The 21451-nt window shown below is 52.4% G+C and carries 23 protein-coding genes; 5 read left to right on the forward strand and 18 right to left on the reverse strand.

Going from position 1 to position 21451, the window contains the following annotated elements; translation table 11 throughout:
- Positions 1-154 precede the first annotated feature (154 nt).
- From BMY09_RS10880 to bioB, 8 genes are all read right to left on the reverse strand, one after another.
- Positions 155-760, reverse strand: coding sequence for a glutathione S-transferase family protein (locus BMY09_RS10880; protein WP_091357787.1), 606 nt, complete (start codon positions 758-760; stop codon positions 155-157).
- A 209-nt stretch (positions 761-969) separates the two neighbouring features.
- Positions 970-1836, reverse strand: a complete 867-nt coding sequence (locus BMY09_RS10885; protein WP_091357790.1) for a putative metalloprotease CJM1_0395 family protein — start codon at positions 1834-1836, stop codon at positions 970-972.
- Positions 1837-1927: 91 nt separating this feature from the next.
- Positions 1928-2173, reverse strand: a complete 246-nt coding sequence (locus BMY09_RS10890; protein WP_091357793.1) for a hypothetical protein — start codon at positions 2171-2173, stop codon at positions 1928-1930.
- 117 nt (positions 2174-2290) lie between these two features.
- On the reverse strand, positions 2291-2983 hold the full coding sequence (gene bioD / locus BMY09_RS10895; protein WP_091357796.1) for a dethiobiotin synthase: 693 nt from the start codon (positions 2981-2983) through the stop codon (positions 2291-2293).
- Positions 2984-2988: 5 nt separating this feature from the next.
- On the reverse strand, positions 2989-3774 hold the full coding sequence (gene bioC, locus BMY09_RS10900; protein WP_091357800.1) for a malonyl-ACP O-methyltransferase BioC: 786 nt from the start codon (positions 3772-3774) through the stop codon (positions 2989-2991).
- Positions 3771-4535 carry an alpha/beta fold hydrolase gene (locus BMY09_RS10905; RefSeq protein ID WP_091357803.1) on the reverse strand — a complete coding sequence of 255 codons (765 nt, stop codon included), beginning with the start codon at positions 4533-4535 and terminating at the stop codon, positions 3771-3773. The genes bioC and BMY09_RS10905 overlap by 4 nt, the downstream gene beginning before the upstream one ends.
- A complete protein-coding gene (gene bioF / locus BMY09_RS10910; RefSeq protein WP_091357806.1) occupies positions 4535-5704 on the reverse strand; it encodes an 8-amino-7-oxononanoate synthase in 1170 nt (389 codons plus the stop codon). The genes BMY09_RS10905 and bioF overlap by 1 nt, the downstream gene beginning before the upstream one ends.
- Positions 5705-5753: 49 nt before the next feature.
- Complete coding sequence (gene bioB / locus BMY09_RS10915; RefSeq protein ID WP_091357810.1) at positions 5754-6800, reverse strand: biotin synthase BioB; 1047 nt, start codon at positions 6798-6800, stop codon at positions 5754-5756.
- An 88-nt stretch (positions 6801-6888) separates the two neighbouring features.
- On the opposite strand from bioB, the gene BMY09_RS10920 reads away from it, so the two are divergent.
- The 5 genes from BMY09_RS10920 (at position 6889) to bioA (ending at position 12857) form a co-directional block, all read left to right on the forward strand.
- Positions 6889-7605, forward strand: coding sequence for a ComFC family protein (locus BMY09_RS10920; RefSeq protein ID WP_091357813.1), 717 nt, complete (start codon positions 6889-6891; stop codon positions 7603-7605).
- A gap of 107 nt (positions 7606-7712) precedes the next feature.
- A complete protein-coding gene (locus BMY09_RS10925; protein ID WP_091357816.1) occupies positions 7713-9449 on the forward strand; it encodes a Na/Pi cotransporter family protein in 1737 nt (578 codons plus the stop codon).
- An 88-nt stretch (positions 9450-9537) separates the two neighbouring features.
- Positions 9538-10257, forward strand: coding sequence for a tRNA (N6-threonylcarbamoyladenosine(37)-N6)-methyltransferase TrmO (gene tsaA, locus BMY09_RS10930; RefSeq protein ID WP_091357819.1), 720 nt, complete (start codon positions 9538-9540; stop codon positions 10255-10257).
- A 245-nt stretch (positions 10258-10502) separates the two neighbouring features.
- A complete protein-coding gene (locus BMY09_RS10935; RefSeq protein ID WP_091357822.1) occupies positions 10503-11477 on the forward strand; it encodes an SLAC1 anion channel family protein in 975 nt (324 codons plus the stop codon).
- An 87-nt stretch (positions 11478-11564) separates the two neighbouring features.
- Entirely contained in the window at positions 11565-12857 is a 1293-nt protein-coding gene (gene bioA / locus BMY09_RS10940) for an adenosylmethionine--8-amino-7-oxononanoate transaminase (protein ID WP_091357825.1), read from the forward strand.
- Positions 12858-12921: 64 nt separating this feature from the next.
- On the opposite strand, the gene BMY09_RS10945 is transcribed toward bioA, so the two are convergent.
- The 10 genes from BMY09_RS10945 to lepA form a co-directional block, all read right to left on the reverse strand.
- Positions 12922-13515 carry a hypothetical protein gene (locus BMY09_RS10945; RefSeq protein ID WP_091357828.1) on the reverse strand — a complete coding sequence of 198 codons (594 nt, stop codon included), beginning with the start codon at positions 13513-13515 and terminating at the stop codon, positions 12922-12924.
- Between the two features lie 153 nt (positions 13516-13668).
- Complete coding sequence (gene cysM, locus BMY09_RS10950; RefSeq protein WP_091357934.1) at positions 13669-14565, reverse strand: cysteine synthase CysM; 897 nt, start codon at positions 14563-14565, stop codon at positions 13669-13671.
- Positions 14566-14733: 168 nt separating this feature from the next.
- The gene (acpS, locus tag BMY09_RS10955) at positions 14734-15108 is read right to left on the reverse strand and encodes a holo-ACP synthase (RefSeq protein WP_091357832.1); all 375 of its coding nucleotides are present in this window, start codon (positions 15106-15108) and stop codon (positions 14734-14736) included.
- The gene (gene pdxJ, locus BMY09_RS10960) at positions 15105-15878 is read right to left on the reverse strand and encodes a pyridoxine 5'-phosphate synthase (RefSeq protein WP_091357835.1); all 774 of its coding nucleotides are present in this window, start codon (positions 15876-15878) and stop codon (positions 15105-15107) included. The genes acpS and pdxJ overlap by 4 nt, the downstream gene beginning before the upstream one ends.
- A gap of 136 nt (positions 15879-16014) precedes the next feature.
- Entirely contained in the window at positions 16015-16734 is a 720-nt protein-coding gene (recO, locus tag BMY09_RS10965) for a DNA repair protein RecO (protein ID WP_091357839.1), read from the reverse strand.
- 13 nt (positions 16735-16747) lie between these two features.
- A complete protein-coding gene (era, locus tag BMY09_RS10970) occupies positions 16748-17683 on the reverse strand; it encodes a GTPase Era (RefSeq protein WP_091357841.1) in 936 nt (311 codons plus the stop codon).
- Positions 17680-18363 (reverse strand): ribonuclease III, encoded by a 684-nt coding sequence (gene rnc, locus BMY09_RS10975; RefSeq protein WP_175483512.1) that lies wholly within the window; start codon positions 18361-18363, stop codon positions 17680-17682. The genes era and rnc overlap by 4 nt, the downstream gene beginning before the upstream one ends.
- A complete protein-coding gene (locus BMY09_RS10980) occupies positions 18363-18737 on the reverse strand; it encodes a DUF4845 domain-containing protein (RefSeq protein ID WP_091357847.1) in 375 nt (124 codons plus the stop codon). Before BMY09_RS10980 ends, rnc begins: the two co-directional genes overlap by 1 nt.
- 21 nt (positions 18738-18758) lie before the next feature.
- Complete coding sequence (gene lepB, locus BMY09_RS10985) at positions 18759-19568, reverse strand: signal peptidase I (protein WP_091357850.1); 810 nt, start codon at positions 19566-19568, stop codon at positions 18759-18761.
- Between the two features lie 11 nt (positions 19569-19579).
- Positions 19580-21379: a translation elongation factor 4 gene (gene lepA, locus BMY09_RS10990; RefSeq protein ID WP_091357854.1), complete on the reverse strand. Its 1800-nt coding sequence runs from the start codon at positions 21377-21379 to the stop codon at positions 19580-19582.
- Positions 21380-21451 lie beyond the last annotated feature (72 nt).

Consider the following 21451-nt stretch of genomic DNA (forward strand, 5'->3'; position numbering starts at 1 on the left):
TAAAGATCTCATCGGCCCTTTCGCGGGGCATGAAAAAAGCACTGACCGTAAGGCCAGTGCTTTTTTATTTTCAGTTGCAGCCGGTGGTTATCGTACCCGTATTTAATAGCGTTCGAACGGCACGGCATCACGCTCCTGCCAGGCTGAACACGCTCTATCCATAATAGGATTTTATCTTCGGATCGCTGGCCACCCGATTAAGGTGAGCAAGTAGTTCCGGGGCGGTATCTTGTATCAGTGTTGTGGGGATATGATCCAGCATGCCAGACCCCAGCCACTGAACCATCACAAACACTTTCAGATCAGCGATGGTTAACCGGTTATCGGCAAAGTATTCCCCGCCCTGTTTTGTAAGGCGCGCAGCCAGCCATTTGAGATAGGTGGTCAACGGTGCCACTAACTGCTCACGCGCGCTTTTCAGCGTTTCTCCGGTCATGGTCATAGTGGCTGAGAGTTTATGACTGATATCCTCGACCACATCCATCACTTCATCACACAACAGCGCCTGGTAATCATCCTCAGGATAGAGACCCGCCTGCTTACCAAAATAACGGCATAGCGCATTGGACTGCGTAATCTGCTCGCCATCCAGTTCGACAACCGGAACCTGCCCAAAAGGCGTGCCTTTGCGTATCTCTGCAAACTCGCTGAACTGAAAGCGATGATCTTCAAAATCCTGCCCAAGGCAGTGCAATGCCAGACGAATGGGCTCTGCCCGTCCGCCATTGATATCAAAATAGGTAACCTTAATGTTAGCCATGGATACATTTCCTGCTCTGTAACAAATAGGTAGATGGGATTTAAAACAGCAAGGCCCGACTGTGTTTTATAGTTTAACGAAACGCAAACGCAGATGACCTGTTGGTATGACTGGTAAAGGGGTAACAAAGTTCAGGGGCAGACAGGAAATGGAACTCTGCGTGTTACAAATGACACCGCTACGCTCACCTATTTTAATCGCAGCCCTGTTCAGGCTCGCTCATCAAAGATGAACCCCTCGGCAAAGAGTTTCTTAAATACACCGGCATCGATCAACCGCTGGTTAATTTCGGCAAACTTCTGATTCACCGCCTCAAGCTGCTTATTGAAGTCCTGCAGCGTTTCTGTTCGGGTATCACTCTGCTCCTGCTGATCTTTAATGCGTTGCTGCAACTCTTCAGTGCGGCGTTCCTGACGCAGTTTCTCGGCCTCCCGAGGGCTGTCACTGCTGTTGTCTGATGGCTGATTCTGCCTGGCCAGCTCTGCCCGAGCTTCGTTTGCCATCGCCGCCGCCCGGGCTGCAATTGCCCGATCCTGAGGTGAAGGGTCGGCCACCGCCAACGCTGCTCTGAGAATCACTTGCGCTTTTTCCAGGGTCGCTTCAGGATCATTCGGCACAGGAGAGGTATCGATGCTAACCTCGCCTCCCACCGCATAGAGGCGGCCGTCAGGCCCCCGTTGGTACTCAAAGCTTGGCGCACCAGCATACTGACCACCCGCAGCCGCATGGCTCAGTTCATGCTGCCGCACTTCCTGATCACGGGCTGCCAGTTCACGCAGCAGTTGTTGCTCTTCACTCTTCGAGTCTGTTTGTGATGGGGAGTCGGATTCACCACGGGATTCAGATTTATTGCCCAGTGGCTGTTTCTCTGCGGTTTCGCGGTCGACGGAGGCACCGGCAGAGGACGGTACTACAGATCGGATGACGGGTGACACAGGTGAGGTTTCGAGGGGTGCGGTGGCAGAGACAGAGGCGGGTAATAGTGTCCCCGTGGCCGCAGATTGATTCCGGCCAGCACGGCTCTGTGACTGATCTGTATTCAGCGTTAGTGAATTCGCAGTTATCTGTAACTGCATCACTCTCACCTCCTGTACTTTATCTCCGACTCCTTACTACTGGAAATATTGCTCTGTTGATAACACGGTGCCCGGCAACGCAATATAGCGGTCAGGCACGAATATCGATCAGTGTACCCAGGGTCTCATCTACTGACTGCACCACCTTAGTGGAAGCCGCCACGGCATTTTTCTCAACGGCCAGATTTTCCAGAGATTCGTTGAGATCTTTACCTGTAGCCTCTTCAGGGGTATTGGTTTTTCCCGCACCGGCAATATCAGATGCAGCTTTTTGAACCCCATCTAGCCCCCGGTTTATCCCCAGAACACCTGTACTCAATGCTGAAGTAACATTCATAAAACACCCGCTAAATAATTGGCCAGTCTGCTGACGTCCTTTCAGTCAGGCCGACAGATTCTGTCGTCATAAAATTTCACTTAGCGCTAGTATAAACCAGATTCGGCCATAGTTCATTTATTGATCAGCGAGCAGAGGCGCCAAATCAATATATTTGGCCACATTCTGAGCAGTAATGTCCTCAATATGAGGTACTTCGCCCAGGAGGGGAGCGGACAGCATCGATTTCAGTGTTTCCAGATTTTCACTGTAACAGCTCATCTGCGGCTCTGCCCGGTTGGCAACCCAGCCTGCCAGCCGTAAACCATCTTTGACAATCGCTTCCACCGTTAGCAGGGTATGGCTGATACACCCCAGCTTCATCCCCACGACCAGAATCACGGGAGTATGCAATAGTTTCGGAACATCAGCGAGCGTCTGGCGGTGATTAAGAGGCACTCGCCAACCACCCGCCCCCTCAATAACCATAAAATCAGCAGGCTGCATCATAACACCGCGACACAGCGCCGCAATCCGGTCTGCATCCAGTCGTCGTCCCGCTTGTTGGGCGGCAATATGGGGTGCTATCGGTGGCTCCAGCGAAATCGGGTTAACCTGTTCATAGCTCAGTTTTATCGACGCGGCCTGCTGCAGTTGCAGGGCATCGCTGTTACGCAACCCGGCTTCGGTCTGCTCACAACCGGCCGCGATCGGTTTCACCGCAACCGTTGACAGCCCGCGCTGATTAGCCGCTTCCAGCAAGCCGGTTGAGATCAGCGTTTTACCTACATCGGTGTCGGTGCCTGCCACAAAAAACGTACGTTTAGCCATTTCGCCTATCCCTTCATAAAATCGCCGTAAAACACCTGATAAGTCGCCGGTAGCTGACCGTCCGCGCGGCGAAACCGTTCATAAGCCTGCTTAAAAGCCATGATACGTGCCTTTCCTGTCAGACCATTCTGCCGCCCGGCACTGATATTGTGCGCACCGATCCCTTTCAGCTCAGAGGTTAGTCCCCGCAGCTCGTCATACAGCAATAGCTCCGGTGTCTCCGTGAGACTCAGCTGTTGCAGATAGGGCTCCGCACTGCGCTGCAGGTCGGTAAAGCTGATAAACCGGTTAACATGCTGATACTGATCGACCTCAGACCAGGCTTCACGCAACTCAAACAGAGTATCCGGCCCCAACGTACTGAACAGAAAGTGCCCGCCAGGTTTCAGCACCCGGGCGACCTCACTGAATAAAGCAGGAAGCTCCTCACACCACTGAATCGCCAGAGAGGAAAAAATCAGCTCAACCGAATTATCCGCTAACGGCAGATTTTCCGCATCACCACAGAGCCACAGGGTATTGGGGGTAACCCGGGTCTGTCGGGCATACTCAAGCATCCCCTGGGCCAGATCAAGGCAGATCAGTTGCTGCGGCCTGAGCTGTTCTGTCAGCAACGGAGCAAAATAGCCGGTGCCGCACCCCAGATCCATGACGACATCCGCTGAGGTTGAGGTCATCTGGTTCAGGAGCCGGTGACCGATCCGACGTTGCAACTGGGCAACACTGTCATAGCTCACCGCCGCCCGGCTGAATGATTCAGCAATCTGAGGCTTGAGAAACTGTGCGCTCATACCAGCAGGGTCCGGATCTTTTCAGCCAGTAACCCGGGCGCGGATAGAAACCCCACATGGGAATATCCTGCCAGCACTTCGACTCTGGCCTCCGGTTGCAGTGCACTGACAGCATCGGACATGCTTGCCGGCGCCAGTGTATCCAACTGACATAACAGGTGCAGTAACGGCAAACGGGGGTTGCGAAACAGATCCCGATAATCGTCCCGCAGCAACGCCAGTGAATCGATCAGCGCCGGGGCTGTCGGTTGCACCTCTGAGACGACCTGTTTCAGAACTTTCAGGTCGCTGCGGGCGGTGTTACTGCCCTGCACCTGAAGCATATTAAATCGTTGCAGGGTTTTTGCCGGATTGGCGGCCAGATCCTGCTCGAACTGATGATAGGTGGCTTCATCCATGCCAAAGGACCAGTCGTCACGCGCCACAAAACAGGGACTGCTGCCCAGAGTGATAAGCCCACTGACCCGCTCAGGATAACGCTGGGCAAACGCCATAGCGATGATCCCCCCTAAAGACCAGCCCAGCCAGTGAGCAGAGTCCGGAGCAACCCCGGCCAGCAGTTCGGTGACCATATCCAGATGATAGGGCGATGGTGAGCAGCCGTTACTGTATCCCAGTCCCGGCAGGTCAACCAGGGTGATCTGGTAATCTGCTTCAAGCTCCGGCAGCAAGCTCCGCCAGATACCGCTGTGCATCCCCCAGCCATGCAGCAGCACCAGTGGTTGTCCCTGACGATTGCCATGCTGTTGACAAAAAAGCATCACGCCTCCAATCTGGCCATCACGTCAGACAGGGCATCCAGCAACCGGTCCAACTGCTCATCGGTATGGCTGGCGCTGATGGTGACCCTTAACCGGGCGCCCCCCTGAGGCACCGTTGGCGGTCGGATAGCACCGATAAAGATCCCTTTCGCTTCCAGTGCCGCACTGATCGCCATCGCCCGGTCAGCCTCCCCCACCAGAATCGGCTGAATCGGCGTCGGCGAGGCCATCAGCGGCAGCCCCAACTGCTCGCAACCACTGCGAAAGCGCTGAATCAGATGGTTAAGTTTTTCCCGACGCCACTCTTCCTGTTGCAGCAGCTTCAGACTGGCACGGGTTGCAGAGGCGATCGCCGGTGACATACTGGTGGTATAAATATAGGTGCGGGCATGCTGAATCAGGGTTTCTATCAGCTCTTCAGACCCAGCGACAAAGGCACCGGAGGTGCCGAAGGCTTTGCCCAGTGTGCCAACTAATACCTGTACCTGATCACTGCCAAGATCAAAGTGATCGACCGTACCGCGCCCCTGTTGACCGATACAGCCAAAACCGTGGGCATCATCGACCATTACCCAGGCATTATGGGCAGCGGAGGTTTGACAGATCGCCGGCAGCTCGGCCAGATCACCATCCATACTGAAGACACCATCACAGACCACCAGTTTGCGGCGGGCTTCGGTCCGTTGCAGGCGGCTATCGAGATTATCGGCATCGTTATGCAGAAAACGCTGAAAACGGGCGCCGCTGAGCAGTCCTGCATCCAGCAACGAAGCATGATTGACCCGGTCCTGAAACACCGCATCCCGTTTATCCAGCAGCGCGTTAACTGCTCCGATATTAGCCATATAACCGGTCGAGAACAGCAATGCACGGGGACGCCCGGTAAACTCGGCAAGTTCCTCTTCCAGCGCATGATGCGCCTGACTGTGACCATTCACCAGATGGGAAGCGCCACCACCAACACCATAGTGGTCGGCCCCCTGTTTCAGGGCGGCAATCACATCTGGGTGATTTGCCAGCCCCAGATAGTCATTGGAACAGAACGCCAGGCAGGCTTTGCCATCCACGATCACTTCCGGAGCCTGAGGGCTTTGTAGAATGCGACGCTGACGGTAGAGAGACTGTTTTTTACGCGCCTGCAGTTCAGCGCCCAACTGATCAAAAGACATGGTCAGATCCTTGTTGGACTGTCAGTGACAGCCCGGCGGGTAGAGAGAATCAGGCTTCGTAGAAGAACGACTCATCTTTCTGTTTTTGCAGATCGTTGATGATCGCCTGTTCCTGAGTCTCATCCGTTTCGGAGATCCGTTGTTCAGGGTTGATCCCCAGGCGTTTAAACAGCTGCAGGTCACGATGGGTTTCCGGGTTCGGCGTGGTCAGCAGGCATTCACCATAGAAGATCGAGTTGGCACCGGCCATAAAGGTCATCGCCTGCATCTCATCACTCATGCTTTCACGCCCGGCAGAGAGACGAACATGGGACTTAGGCATCATGATACGGGCTACGGCGATGGTACGGATAAAGTCCAGATTATCCAGATCATCCGCGTTTTCCAGCGGTGTGCCTTTGACTTTTACCAGCATATTGATCGGCACACTTTCCGGCTGAATTGGCAGATTCGCCAACTGGCGCAACAGACCGATGCGATCATTGGCCGTTTCACCCATCCCCAGAATACCACCGGAACAGATTTTCATACCAGATTCACGCACATGGTGCAGGGTATCAAGACGGTCCTGATAGGTACGGGTGGTAATGATTTTGTCGTAAAACTCTGGCGATGTATCCAGGTTATGGTTGTAGTAATCCAGCCCGGCTTCCGCCAGTTGACCGGCCTTATCTTCATCCAGCATCCCCAGGGTCATACAGGTTTCCAGACCCAGCGCTTTCACCCCTTTAACCATCTCGATCACATAGGGCATATCTTTATCGGCAGGATGTTTCCAGGCAGCCCCCATACAAAAGCGGGTTGAACCGGTTTCTTTGGCTTTTTTCGCCTTTTCCAGCACCGCTTCAACCTGCATCAGTCGCTCTTTCTCAAGACCGGTATTGTAGTGGCCACTCTGCGGGCAGTACTTACAATCTTCAGGGCAGGCACCCGTTTTAATCGACAGCAGAGTGCTCACCTGCACTTCATTGGGATTGAAGTTCTGTCGATGCACCAGTTGAGCCTGAAACAACAGGTCGTTAAATGGCAGATCGAACAGCGCCTGTACTTCCTGCTCGCTCCAGTCGTGTCGGATCTCTGTCTGGTGTTGTTGCATCGCCGTGTCTATCCTGTATTGATTAGATCGCAAAGAAAGGGATTTAATGAAAGGCTAATTTTAATCTGACAGAAGGATCTGTCAACCTATGTTTACAAAATATAAAAACAACTGGTTAAAATTTAATCTAAATAGACGTTGTGTCTTGTGCAGCCAGCAGGCTATTTCGCAAACCCGGATCTGCGATGACTGCCTGACTGACCTTCCCTGGATCGGCAATGCCTGTCAGCGTTGCGCCAACCCACTTAGCAGTGCCCAGCTGCCGCACCTCATCTGTCCTCAATGCCAGAAAAAACCGCCACCGTTTGAACAGGTGATAGCCCCCTTTGAATACCGTTTTCCTATTGATCAGCTGATTCAACTGGCCAAGTTCAATCATCGGCCTCATCTGCTGAACCCATTGGCAGAATTGCTCAGTCTGCAGCTGCAGAATACTCCCCTGCCAGAACTCGTTATTCCGGTCCCTCTGCACCCTAAACGGTTACAGGAGAGACAGTATAACCAGGCGGCTCTGCTGGCTAAAAGAATCGCCCGCAACCTGGATATTCCCTTTAGTAATCGTCTGCTGATCAAAACAGACAACACGCCACATCAGGCTGAACTGGATCGTAAAGCCCGCCGGAAAAACCTGCGCAACAGCTTTCAGTGCTGTGGCTCGCCCCCCTCCTCTATCGCAATCGTCGACGATGTGATGACCACCGGTACAACAGCTGCTGAGATTAGTCGGGAACTCAAAGCAGCAGGCTGCCATCGGGTATATATCTGGGTCATCGCGCGCACCGCAAAAGAGTTGCATTTATACTGAAATAGGGCTTTTATTATTGTTTAATCAAAACCTTATGTTTATCTGTTTCCAGTTATATCATTAAAAAATAACAACCTTGCCTGTTATGCTGCCGTAAGGAGTCCGCAATGGATCTGAGCAATATTGGTGACCTGATCGGAGGCCTGGGCCTCTTTCTGCTCGGTATGCAACTGATGACCAACGGTCTTAAACGTGCCGCTGGCCAGACACTTCGCAAAGCCCTTGAAGCGGCTACCCGATCGCGAATCCGGGGGCTGATATCTGGCACGGCAATTACCGCGCTGGTGCAGTCATCCAGCGCAGTGACCGTTGCCACCATCGGTTTTGTCAACGCAGGTTTGCTGAATCTGGGTCAATCCGTGGCCGTTATCTATGGCTGTAATATCGGCACCACCATGACCGGCTGGCTGGTTGCCACCATCGGCTTTAATTTTAAAATCAGCGCTTTTGCCCTGCCAATGATCGGTCTGGGAGTGGTGATGTCTCTCATCGGCGGCGAAAAACGCTATGCACATATGGGCACCAGCCTGACGGGATTTGGACTGTTTTTCATTGGTCTCTCGTTTCTCAAAGGCACCTTTCATGGGCTGGAAAACAGCATCCCTTTTGAAACGATAGGGGCTACCAGTTATGGACTGGCGCTGTTTGTTCTGGCGGGCTTTGTTATGACAGTGCTGATTCAGTCATCCAGTGCGGCGATGGCAATCACACTTTCCATGGCATCAACGGGAGCTATTCCTCTGGCCGCCGCAGGCGCTTTGGTGATCGGAGCAAACCTGGGAACCACGTCCACCGCTGCACTCTCCGTTATCGGCGCAACCTCGAACGCCAAACGGATCGCCTGTGCCCATGTTTTCTTTAACCTGATAACCGGCGCGGTTGGCCTGCTGCTGCTGATCAGCCTGGCGGGGGTTATCAACCGTTCAAACCTCAATCAGACTGTCGATATGGTGATCCTGCTGGCGCTGTTTCACACCCTGTTCAATGTAGTTGGGGTGATCATTATGTGGCCTGTTACCACGCCGATGGTGGCGTTTCTGGAGACCCGCTTCCGTCGTGGCGATGAAGACCAGGCCAAAGCCCGCTTTCTGGATAAAAATATTCTCGAAACCCCACCGCTGGCCATTGAAGCGATGACCCGGGAGTTAAGCCGTGTCAGCCGTATGGCATCCACCCTTGCAAAGCAGTCCCTTAGCGCAGAACTATCGGATAGCCCGCATATCAGATCGCAGTCGCTGATTATCAATAAGCTGATTATCGAAATCGGCACATTCAGTCAGAAACTGGGACAACAGCCGCTCAGTGAAGAGATCTCACAAATCCTGCCCAGCGCGATGCGGGTCGCCCGCTATTTTAATGAGATGGCCCGGCTTTCCGGGTTGATTGTTGAATACAGCGAACGGTTCAATCAGATCAGTGACAGCAACACCCAGAAAGATATCTATGAGCTGAAGAAGATCACCAATAAGATGCTGAATGCGGCGGTGATTGACGATGAAGCATACCAATCCTCCGCCGATACCCGTAAAGTTCTGTTCAAACTGGAAAAGAAATATCAAAAGATCAAACAACATATTCTTGAAGCGATGATCGAGGGACGCCTCAGTCCCGACGAAGGCACTAATCTGCTGGATTCACTCAGCCATATCCACCGGCTCGGACTGCAGGCAGAGAAAAGTTCCCGTTACTGGAGCAGTCTGAGCCCGGTCGAACATCGCTCGCCGATCATCCACCATGCAGAAGAGTCAGAACCTGAAGAGGAGTCGAAAATTTCGATCACTGAAGCAGAACCAGAGGATAAAAATGCCGACAAGTCAGCAGATCAACCGGTGACAGCCAGTTAGAGTAGCGGGCACAATAGCCGTTATACACCCATGCCCGGTCACAGCATCGATCGGGCAACCATTTTCCACCGGCAGATGATTTCTGAAAATGAACTCCACCATTACCTTCGAACCGATAGCGATTATCCACAGCGGCTATAAAGAAAAGTTTGGCATTCCCCGGCAGCCGGGTCTGGCCCGTTCGATGAGCGCCACGATTGAGCTGTTGCCCCCCTACAACAGCGCCGATGCGGTGCGTGGGCTGGAGCAGTGCAGCCATATCTGGCTGCTGTTTATATTCAGCGCCTGCGTGGGCAAAGGCTGGTCACCGCTGGTACGTCCGCCGAGGCTCGGCGGCAACGAAAAGCTGGGGGTGCTGGCCTCCAGATCCCCTTTCCGGCCCAACCCGGTGGGCTTATCACCAGTGAAGTTAGACAGGATACGTATTGAAGAGACTCAGGTATTTATCGATGTCAGTGGTGCGGATCTGCTGGATCAGACGCCGATCATTGATATTAAGCCCTATCTGCCCTATGCCGACATCATAGGGGATGCCAGTTTCGAGCTGGCCAGCCAGATCGAAACGCTGGATCTGCCGGTCACATATTCCGCGCCAGCCAGTATCGCGCTGGAGCAACATAGCACCCGGTTAAAGCAACCGTTGCAACAACAGATTGAAGAGGTGTTACTGTGTGATCCCCGCCCGGCCTATCACAAAAACAATCCGCAACAACGGGAGTATGGCATCCGCCTGCATGACCTTAATATTCGCTGGACAATCAGTGACACAGAGGTTCAGGTGAGTGACATCTCTATTGATCAATCATAGTGCTCCGCTCAGATAACAGACGAAAGAAAGCAGCGCTGAGCGCTGCTAAAAAAGGGTACAAAGTAAACGTACGGGGTCTGGTCCTGCTGACCTCAATTCACGCCCCCTTTGAAGTTGAGACCACTATAAGATTGCAATCTGAAACCGTGCTGAAAGACTGGAGAAAATTAATTCGATTTTAGATTTTGAATAATTTACTATATTAGAAGTTTCTAATTTTAAGAGCATCTCCGGGGTTTCACGCTATGAACAACTTGTCAGAGCAAACTTCAGCTTCAAGGCTGGAGCACTTTCCAATCACCTTCTTTGCGATGATTATGGGTATGACCGGACTGACACTGGTGTGGGAAAAAGCAAGCAAGGTATTTGCAGCTCCTGCCATCATCGGCCAACTTCTACTGACCCTGACAGCCTGTCTGTTCCTGATTCTGGCGTTGATCTATCTGATGAAAATCATGCTGAAAACGCCCGCCGTCATCGCGGAGTTTCAACATCCAATCAAACTCAGCTTTTTTCCTGCATTCAGTATTAACCTGATTTTGATGAGTGTGGCAACGCTGGGGATATCTGAAAACCTGTCATTTATACTCTGGAGTACGGGCACAGCCCTGCAACTGATACTGACCGTTTATGTATTGAACCAGTGGATTCACCACATCAAATTCCAGGTGATCCATATGACGCCATCCTGGTTTATTCCCATTGTCGGTAACATTCTGGTGCCAATTGCCGGGGTCGAACATGGCTATACTGAACTCAGTTGGTTCTTTTTCTCCATCGGCGTCATCTACTGGATTGTGCTCAAGACTCTGGTGCTGAACCGGATGATGTTCCATGATCCAATGCCAGAAAAACTGCTCCCCACGATGTTTATCCTGATAGCGCCCCCCGCTGTCGGGTTTATCTCCTATATGAAACTCAACGGGGAACTGGATAATTTTGCCCGCATTCTGTTCTATTCAGCTATGTTTCTGATTGTCCTGCTGCTCAGCCAACTGCCCCGCTTCACCCGAATCAGGTTCTTTCTTTCCTGGTGGGCTTACTCTTTCCCGCTGGCGGCATCCGCTATTGCTGCACAGCTGATGTATGTCACACTGGGGCAACCTTTTTACTACTATCTGGCTCTGCTGCTGGTGAGTCTTGCCACGGTGGTTATCGTCCTGCTATTCCTGCGCACACTACTGGCGGTGATTCGTCACGAGATCTGCCTGCCGGAATAAACAGCCGGGTTTGCATTCTGCTTAAAACCGGGCTGTAATAGCCCGGTTTTTGGTTCAGGCCACAACTTTCTTTTTCGGGGCATCCACATGAGCATATCCAGTGAGCAGATCCGTTTTGACCAGCAACATATCTGGCATCCCTACTCGTCGATGATCAACCCTCCGGCCGCTTATCCCGTGGTCTCTGCAGAGGGCGTCCGGCTGACACTGGCCGATGGCACGCAACTGATCGACGGTATGGCCTCCTGGTGGTCGGTGATTCATGGTTATAGCAACCCAACGCTGAATGCAGCGGCTCATGCGCAGATCGACAAGGTATCTCATGTCATGTTTGGTGGACTGACCCATGAGCCGGCGATAGAGCTCTGCCGTCAGTTAGTGGAGATGACGGCAGAACCCCTGCAAAAAGTTTTTCTGGCCGATTCCGGCTCGGTTGCCGTTGAAGTTGCCTTGAAAATGGCGATTCAGTACTGGCACGCCAAAGGCAAACCCGAAAAACATAAGCTGCTCACTATTCGCAACGGTTATCATGGCGATACTTTCGGCGCGATGTCCGTGTGTGATCCGGTCACCGGAATGCATGAGATATTCAGCGGCGTGCTACCGCAGCAGTTTTTCGCCCCAGCCCCTCAAGTCAGGTATGGCCAGACCTGGGATGAAAATGATTGCGCAGAGCTGGAACAACTGATTGTTAAACATCATGGCGAGATCGCCGCACTGATCCTGGAACCGATTGTTCAGGGCGCTGGGGGGATGCGTTTTTACCATCCCGAGTATCTGAAAAAAGCACGTCAGCTCTGTGATGATTATGATCTGCTATTGATCGCCGACGAAATTGCCACCGGCTTTGGCCGCAGCGGTAAGCTGTTTGCCTGTGACCATGCAGGGATTTCACCGGATATCCTCTGTCTCGGCAAAGCGATTACCGGTGGCTACATGACCCTGGCCGCCACCCTGACCACCACCCGGATAGGCGAAACTATCTCTGCCGGTGGCGCAGGCTGCTTTATGCATGGCCCGACATTCATGGGCAATCCGCTGGCCTGCGCGGTGGCTAACGCCAGCCTGAAACTGTTGCGCGAATCGGACTGGCAAAGCAATATTGCCCGGATCGAACAACAGCTAAAACAGGGTCTGGCGCCCCTGGCTGAACTGGACTCTGTGGCTGAAGTCCGCTGCCTTGGAGCTATCGGCGTGGTGGAGATGAAGCAACCAGTCGTGACTGCGGATATTCAGCCACTGTTTGTTGCCCGGGGGATCTGGATACGTCCGTTTGGTAAGCTGGTTTATGTCATGCCACCTTATGTGATGTCCGATGAGGATCTGCAGACACTGACGTCTGGCATGTGTGATGTCATCAGGGAATATTCTGAAAAGTAAAACACCCGCCTCTACCTGAGCAATGTGATAAACCCGGGAATCACTGAGTATTGATTAACGGGTTTTACTGCTCTTTTTCGGGCTTATTAACCTCTTTTTCGCCCTCCCTCTTCTCAGCCATTAACTCATCCGATGTGCGTCTGATGATCTGCGGCACCAGACGCTCACTGAAACCTGCAACAAACGACCAGAACAGCAGCTTGGCCACCTCCACCCCATCCACCGGGTAAGCGCCGGTTATCCAGCGATTGAACGATTCCGCGTCATTGATCACAAAGTCTCCCGGCGCGGGATAGGCCGGAAAAAGCGCCCCCTGAACAATATGGCCGACAAACATCAGCATCAGTACGATGGCAAAGATCCCCCCGTTTATCGGTATCAGTGTGATCGATATCCAGGAACCCGCCAGTACTTTCAGCTCATCGAGGGCGATAGAGGGTAAACGCTGTTGAATGCTGACAAAACCACCCAACAGACCGGTTACAAATACCAGCACCACCAGATAAGACCTCGGCTCGCAGCTATCCGGCAACTCACAGGAGGAACGCCGGATAAAACCATACAGGGTAAGGGATAAAATAGTCAGCACAACGCCGGTAAACAGAACCAGTCGCTGGGTAATCTGCTGCAGGTATTCCTGACGCGCTATGGTGCTCATATTGAAATCGCTTATCTGACTGTTATATAGGCATTTACAAAACGAATTTATACAAGCAAAGTCTAGACGCCTCTGACAAACTTGCCAGCCAATAAAAAAGCTCCGGCAATTGCCAGAGCTTCTCAGAGTCACTGCCGATAGCAAACGATAGGGTTAACCGCTGAATACACCGGTAGACAGGTAGCGATCACCCCGGTCACAGATAATACACACGATGATGGCGTTTTCCACTTCCCGGGCTAAGCGTAACGCCCCGGCAACCGCACCACCGGAAGAAACACCGCAGAAGATACCTTCCTCGCGGGCCAGGGCGCGCATGGTTTGTTCGGCTTCATCCTGAGTGATATCGATCACCCGATCCACCCGGGAGGCATCAAAGATCTTTGGCAGATACGCCTCTGGCCAGCGCCGGATACCGGGAATTGCCGCCCCTTCGGCCGGCTGTAAACCGACAATCTGAACCGCCGGATTCTGCTCTTTGAGGTAACGGGAGGTGCCCATAATCGTTCCAGTGGTGCCCATAGAACTGACAAAATGGGTTATCCGTCCATCAGTCTGTTGCCACAGCTCAGGCCCGGTTCCACGATAATGCGCTTCAGGATTATCCATATTGGCAAACTGATCTAGCACAACCCCTTTACCCTCTGCCTGCATCTGCAGCGCCAGATCACGGGCTCCCTCCATCCCCTGCTCTTTGGTTACCGGAATCAGCTCAGCGCCATAAGCGGTCATCGAGGTTTTGCGTTCCTCACTGCTGTTATCCGGCATAATCAGTATCATCTTGTAGCCCTTGATCGCCGCCGCCATCGCCAGAGCGATACCGGTATTTCCGGAGGTTGCTTCGATCAGGGTATCACCGGGCTTTATCTGGCCCCGCTGTTCAGCCAGCTGAATCATGCTCAGCGCCGGACGGTCTTTGACCGAGCCAGCCGGGTTATTTCCTTCCAGCTTACAGAGCACCGTATTGCCGCGGCCAGCATCGAGCCGCTGCAGGCGTACCAGGGGCGTGTTACCCACATAATCTTCAATGGTCGGAAAGTTCATACTCATAGCCTGCATACCAGCCTGTCTTCGATCAGAATATATATTTATAACTTAATTGAATTAAAAAATAGTTTTATATATCAAAAGTATTAATCGAGATAGTACCGGGGGTTAGATCAAAGCTCAATCAAAATAGATCGAAGGAGAGAGTGAAAGATGAAATACAGCTTTGCTTCAGGACTCAGCCACCGCAAACGCAACGATATGATCGGTTTCATCACTGTAAGAGAGGTGAATCTGTCGCACACCCAACAATCCGGCCTTCTCCAGCGCACCACCATTCAGCTCCAGCAATGGACGACCTGATGTATCGTAGACGATATTAAAATGTTGCCAGCTGATCCCCCGGCCGATACCGGTTCCCAGCGCTTTTACCGCAGCCTCTTTTGCCGCAAAGCGTTTGGCCAGAAAGTTAACCGGCTGAGTGGAGCTGTGAAACTGTTGCAGCTCCTGTGGTGTCAGAATCCGCTCGGCAAGACGCGGAGTTCGTTCCAGCGCCTTGCCGATACGGCGGATATCCAGCAGATCGGTGCCTACACCGATAATCATCGGCGCACCGCGTCCCGCAAAGATTGCACCCGCACCTGAGTTTCCATCATCAGACGACGCATCTCCGCAATCGCCTCTTTCAGGCCAACAAACACCGCCCGGGCGATAATGCCATGGCCGATATTCAGTTCGTTAATCTCCGGAATCTCTGCGATCTGCTCAACATTATGATAATTGAGACCATGACCAGCATTGACGATCAGCCCTTTGCTAAAAGCATACGCAGCAGCTTCCCTGATTCGCGCCAGTTCAGCTTTTTGTTCCGTGGCACTCTCAGCGTCAGCGTAGGCACCGGTATGCAGTTCGATCACCGGTGCACCGCACGCAAGCGTCGCATCGATCTGTCCCTTATCCGGATCGATAAACAGGGAAACCTCAACGCCGGCAGCCGCCAGCCGGTCACAGGCCGATTTCACCCGGGTCAGTTGCGCCACCACATCCAGACCACCCTCAGTGGTCAGCTCTTCACGCTTTTCTGGTACCAGGCAGGCGTGTCCCGGCTGTACTTTTTCAGCGATACCGATCATCTCATCGGTCACCGCCATCTCAAAATTCATCCGCGTCTGCAACGTTTCAGCCAATAGATAGATATCGCGATCCTGAATATGACGGCGGTCCTCCCGCAGATGAACGGTGATGCCATCGGCACCGGCTTCTTCGGCGAGCGCAGCGGCTTGCACCGGATCGGGATAACGGGTGCCCCGGGCCTGACGCAAGGTTGCGATATGATCAATATTGACACCCAGTAGCAAACGGCTTGGTTCTACCACGGTTAACCTCTTCTGAATACAGGAATAAAAAATTGCGAAACGGATATGCAAGCTTACTAGAATCACACCCGGAGAAATAGTCTGGCCAGAGACTTGAGAAACGATTTACCCCTCACATGACAGGGTGCTTGCCGCGCTATAACTCGGGAATAATACGCTTTGGCACATACCCCTGGAGCAGCTCCCGACTACGCAGCGGTCTGCTACCCAACTGGGCTTCCAGCGCCAGGCGCATCAGTCGTTTCGCCGCCCGACGTATCTCCGGCAGATGATACTGTTCTGCAACAATGCCCTGTAACTGCTCACCGCTGAAACAAACAGCTTTCAGGGCATCCGTTATCTGTGTCACGGGGATAAACCCCTGAGTCCCATCATACCGGTATATGCCTTGTGGCTGACACTGCTGAACATCAAACTGATAGCCCAGCTGTTGCAACAACTGTTGTTCAAATGTTCGCAATGCCAGTTCGATGTCACTGGCTGCCAGCAGTTCGTTCAACACATACTGGTAATAGACATAGAGCCGGGGGTGGGGATCGGAGGGTTGCAGCAGACGTTCAAGCAGTTCATTCACATAAAGACCGCAGATCAGTGCACTGCCTTTGAGAAACATGGGAGACGCCACCGCTTCTGCCTGAATCAGGGTTTTCAGCTCATGGCGACCGCGCCAACTGACCTGTAAAGGCGTAAACGGCTGCATCATCGCCCGCATTCGGGAGCGGGGGCTGCGGCCACCTTTGACTACCGCGCTGACCCGGCCCTGTTCGAGGGTAAAAAGATCAACCAGCAAGCTGGTTTCCCGGTAGGGTCGGGTATGCAGGACATAAGCAGCCTGAGCTTCAACCTGATAACTCATCGGCTGCCCATAATTACTCTATATCGTTATATCCCAGGCTGCGCAGCGCCCGCTCGTCATCGGACCAGTTACTGCGCACTTTCACCCAGAGATTAAGCATCACTTTGGAATCAAACATCTTTTCCATATCAAGACGGGCATCACGGCCGATCCCTTTGATCTTGTCGCCCTTGTCGCCGATCACGATCCGCTTCTGTCCTTCACGTTCAACCAGAATCAGCGCGCTGATAATCAGAATCCCCCGCTCGTTACGCTTAAACTCTTCAATCTCAACCGTCGTTCCGTAGGGCACCTCATCGCCAAGATTGCGCATCAGTTTCTCACGCACCAGCTCCGCTGCCAGAAAACGGGAACTACGGTCAGTCACCTGATCATCCGGGTAGAAATGCATACTTTTCGGCAACTGCTCATTGATGACGGCTTCAAGACGATCGACACTGGTGCCGATCTTTGCGGATATCGGAATGATCTCCAGGAACTCCATCTTCCTGGAAAGCGCTTCCAGGTGGGGTAACAGCGATTCTTTATCGTCCAACTGATCGATCTTGTTGATCACCAGGATCACCGGACACTTAATACCGCCCAGCTTTTCAAATACGATCTCGTCCTCCTCCGTCCAGGCGGTACGGTCGATAATAAACACCACCACATCAACATCGCGCAGCGCTGAGCTGGCCGCTTTGTTCATATAACGGTTGATCGCTTTGTCCTGATCTTTATGCAGTCCAGGGGTATCGACATAAACCGCCTGCATATCACCTTCGGTTTTAATACCAACAATCTGATGCCGGGTGGTCTGAGGTTTGCGCGAGGTGATGCTCAGTTTCTGGCCGAGAATTTTATTCATCAATGTCGATTTGCCCACATTCGGGCGGCCGATAATGGCAACAAAACCGCAGTGCTGATTGTCGTTGGGCTGATCTAACAGATAACTCAGGTCGCGACTCATGCTTTAACCACCTTCAGTTTATCAAGCGCTTTCTTAGCAGCATTCTGCTCAGCCTGACGGCGACTGCTTCCCTTGCCTTCGGTGGGCTGATCCAGCAAAGACACAGCACAGCGAATTTCAAAGGTCTGTTTGTGGGCTTCACCGCTCACAGATAACAGTTCATAGTCTGGCAATGGTGCACGGCGGGACTGCAGAAACTCCTGCAACCGGGTTTTGGAATCTTTTTGTGTATCCAGCAGGGATGTCTGCTCCAGACGTGACTGATACCAGTTGAGAATATAGGGCCGGCAACACTCCATATCACTGTCCAGATAGATCGCACCGATGATCGCTTCAACCGTATCTGCCAGAATGGAATCCCGTCGGTATCCACCACTTTTGAGCTCTCCGGAGCCCAACCGCAGATAATCCCCCAGCTTCATCTCGCGGGCCAGCTCGGCCAGGGTTTCCCCTTTAACCAACTGCGCCCTCAGCCGGCTGAGCTGCCCCTCTTTGGCTTCGGGAAAACGCCGATACAGCGCCTCTGCAATCACGAAATTGAGGATCGAGTCGCCAAGGAACTCCAGCCGTTCATTATTGCGTTTTCCGTGACTGCGGTGGGTGAGAGCCAGTTCGATCATACTCTCATCTTTAAACTGATAACCCAGCTTTTTAGCCAGGTCGGTAGCAGGCTTGATAATCAACGGACAACCACTTCATATTGCTCATGAAATTTCACCACAGCATCAACATTATAAAACATAGGCACTGTTACATCGTATTGCAGGGTCAGGGTTTTTATACCCTCTTTCACATCGATGGTAATGGCATTCTGAACCGGAAGATTAACCTGATTGATACGTAACCGCTTCGAAATTTTCAGTCGGGTCTCGGCTGGAGAGTCCTTCTTAGTTTCCGGCTCGTCAACCAACTCCTCCATCATTGAGGTCACCAGGCTGTGATCCCAATAGACCGGGAACAGCTTCATCCCCACTGCAAAAAAGATTCCCGCCACGATCAGAATGATCATCAGAGAGAAAAAAGACACGCCCTGCTGTTTATTTCGCATTGACATAACTGACCCCAATTTTCCTTTTTAATGGATAGTTCGTACATCACTGAAATCAGGCAGAGTAAAGAAGCCCTGCCAGTGCATCCACACGGCGAATGCTTTACCAACCAGTAACTCATCAGGAACAAAGCCCCAGAAACGGCTATCGTTACTGTTATCCCGGTTATCCCCCATCACAAAGTACTGCCCTTCAGGCACCACCCACTCCGCAGGCCTGCGGGGCGGAGCAACATCACGGTAGATCTGATGAGAAACATCCCCCAGCGTCTCATCCATCAGCAGCAATTGCGGATTCTGCGGTGGCAGTTGCTCCAGAAGTGTCTGTGATTGTGGCTGACCATTGATATAAACCGTTTTATTCTGATATCCAACCCGGTCACCCGGTAATCCTACCACCCGTTTGATATAGTTCACACTCGGGTCATTGGGATACTTAAACACTACCACGTCACCCCGCTGTGGCGTGTTCATCGGTATTACTTTAGTGCCCAGAACCGGCAGCCGGAAACCATAGTGCCACTTGTTAACCAGAATAAAATCACCGATTTTAAGCGTCGGCTTCATCGATCCGGAAGGGATCTGAAACGGCTCAACAATGAATGAGCGGAGAATCAGTACAACCAGTAACACAGGAAACAGTGAACGACACAGATCCACCACACCGTTCTCTTTACTCAGCTGCTCCAGGGTAGCCTCAGGGATCTCCCCTCCGGCACCCTGAGCGGCAGAGATACGGGCTTTACGAGCGCCAGCCAGCGCCACCCGGTCATACACCCACCCCAGGGCGGCCAGAAAGGTCAGTACGACCAATATCAGTGCAAAATCAAAATCCATGCAATTACGTCCTAGCTATCAACTTTCAAAACTGCAAGGAAGGCATCCTGAGGAATCTCAACTCTGCCCACCTGCTTCATTCGTTTCTTACCTTCTTTCTGTTTCTGCAACAGCTTTTTCTTACGACTCACGTCACCACCGTAACACTTGGCGATAACGTTCTTGCGCAACGCCTTGACGTTGGTGCGGGAGATAATCTTCCCGCCGATAGCTGCCTGTATGGCAACATCGAACATCTGCCGGGGGATCAGTTCCTTCATCTTTTCGCACAGCAGACGCCCACGGTAGGGCGCATTATCTTTATGCAGAATGACGGCCAGAGCATCAACCTTCTCGCCATTGATGAGAATATCCAGCCGCACCAGTTGGGCTGCCTCAAAGCGAACAAAATTATACTCCAGTGACGCATACCCCCGACTGACAGACTTCAGCCGGTCAAAAAAGTCCAGCACCACCTCTGCCATCGGCAGCTCATAAGAGACCTGAACCTGATTGCCAACAAAATTCATATTTTTCTGTATGCCACGCTTTTCCACACAGAGACCGATAACCTGACCCAGGTATTCCTGTGGTACCAGAATATTGGCTTCAACAATAGGCTCACGCATCTCTTTGATTGAGCCCGGATCCGGTAGTTTGGAGGGGCTATCAATCTTAACCACGTCACCATTGGTCAGAAGCAGCTCATACACTACGGTGGGGGCGGTGGTGACCAGATCCAGGTCGTATTCCCGTTCCAGTCGTTCCTGAATAATCTCCATATGCAGCATGCCCAGGAAACCACAGCGAAAACCAAAGCCCAGCGCATCCGAGGATTCGGGTTCGAAGAATAACGAAGCATCATTCAGCGTCAGCTTATCCAGCGCCTCACGGAAATCTTCATAATCATCGGAACTGGTTGGGAAAAGCCCCGCGTATACCTGCGGCTGAACCCGCTTAAAGCCCGGCAGGGATGCAACATCGGGGGTTTTGGCATGGGTGATGGTATCGCCCACCGGCGCACCGTGAATATCTTTGATGCCTGCAACCACATAACCCACTTCACCGGCCCGAAGTACGCCGGTTTCGGTACGCTTGGGAGTAAAGATACCCACGCCATCGACCGGTTGAACCTGACGGTTGGATTTAATCAGAATTTTATCTTTCTTACGCAGAGTTCCCTGCTTTACCCTCACCAGCGAGACCACGCCCAGGTAGTTATCAAACCATGAGTCGATAATCAGTGCCTGCAAAGGTGCTTCAGGGTCACCTTCCGGGGCAGGAATGTACTTGACCAGAGCTTCGAGAACATCATTGATACCCATGCCGCTTTTGGCGCTACAGGCAACCGCATTGTCGGCCTCAATACCGATCACTTCCTCAATCTCTGTCCGTACCCGCTCTGGTTCCGCCTGAGGCAGGTCCATCTTATTCAGAATGGGCAATACTTCCAGCCCCTGCTCCAGGGCGGTGTAACAGTTAGCAACCGATTGAGCCTCAACTCCCTGCGCCGCATCCACAACCAGCAATGCCCCCTCACAGGCGGCCAGAGAACGGGACACCTCGTAGCTGAAGTCCACGTGTCCGGGGGTATCGATAAAGTTGAGCTGATAGGTTTTGCCATCCTGAGCGGTGTAGTTCAGCGTTACACTCTGGGCTTTGATCGTGATTCCGCGTTCACGTTCCAGGTCCATAGAGTCCAGGACCTGCTGCGCCATCTCACGCTCTGACAGCCCGCCACAGGTCTGAATAAAGCGATCGGCCAGGGTAGATTTACCATGGTCGATATGGGCAATAATGGAAAAGTTACGGATGTGTTCGAGCTTACTCACTACGGAATCACCAGCTAATAAATTTAACCATGCAACCCCATCGTCAGGGCGCAATTCTGAAGCGGGCAAGTG

Source organism: Amphritea atlantica, assembly GCF_900111095.1.
GTDB lineage: Bacteria > Pseudomonadota > Gammaproteobacteria > Pseudomonadales > Balneatricaceae > Amphritea > Amphritea atlantica.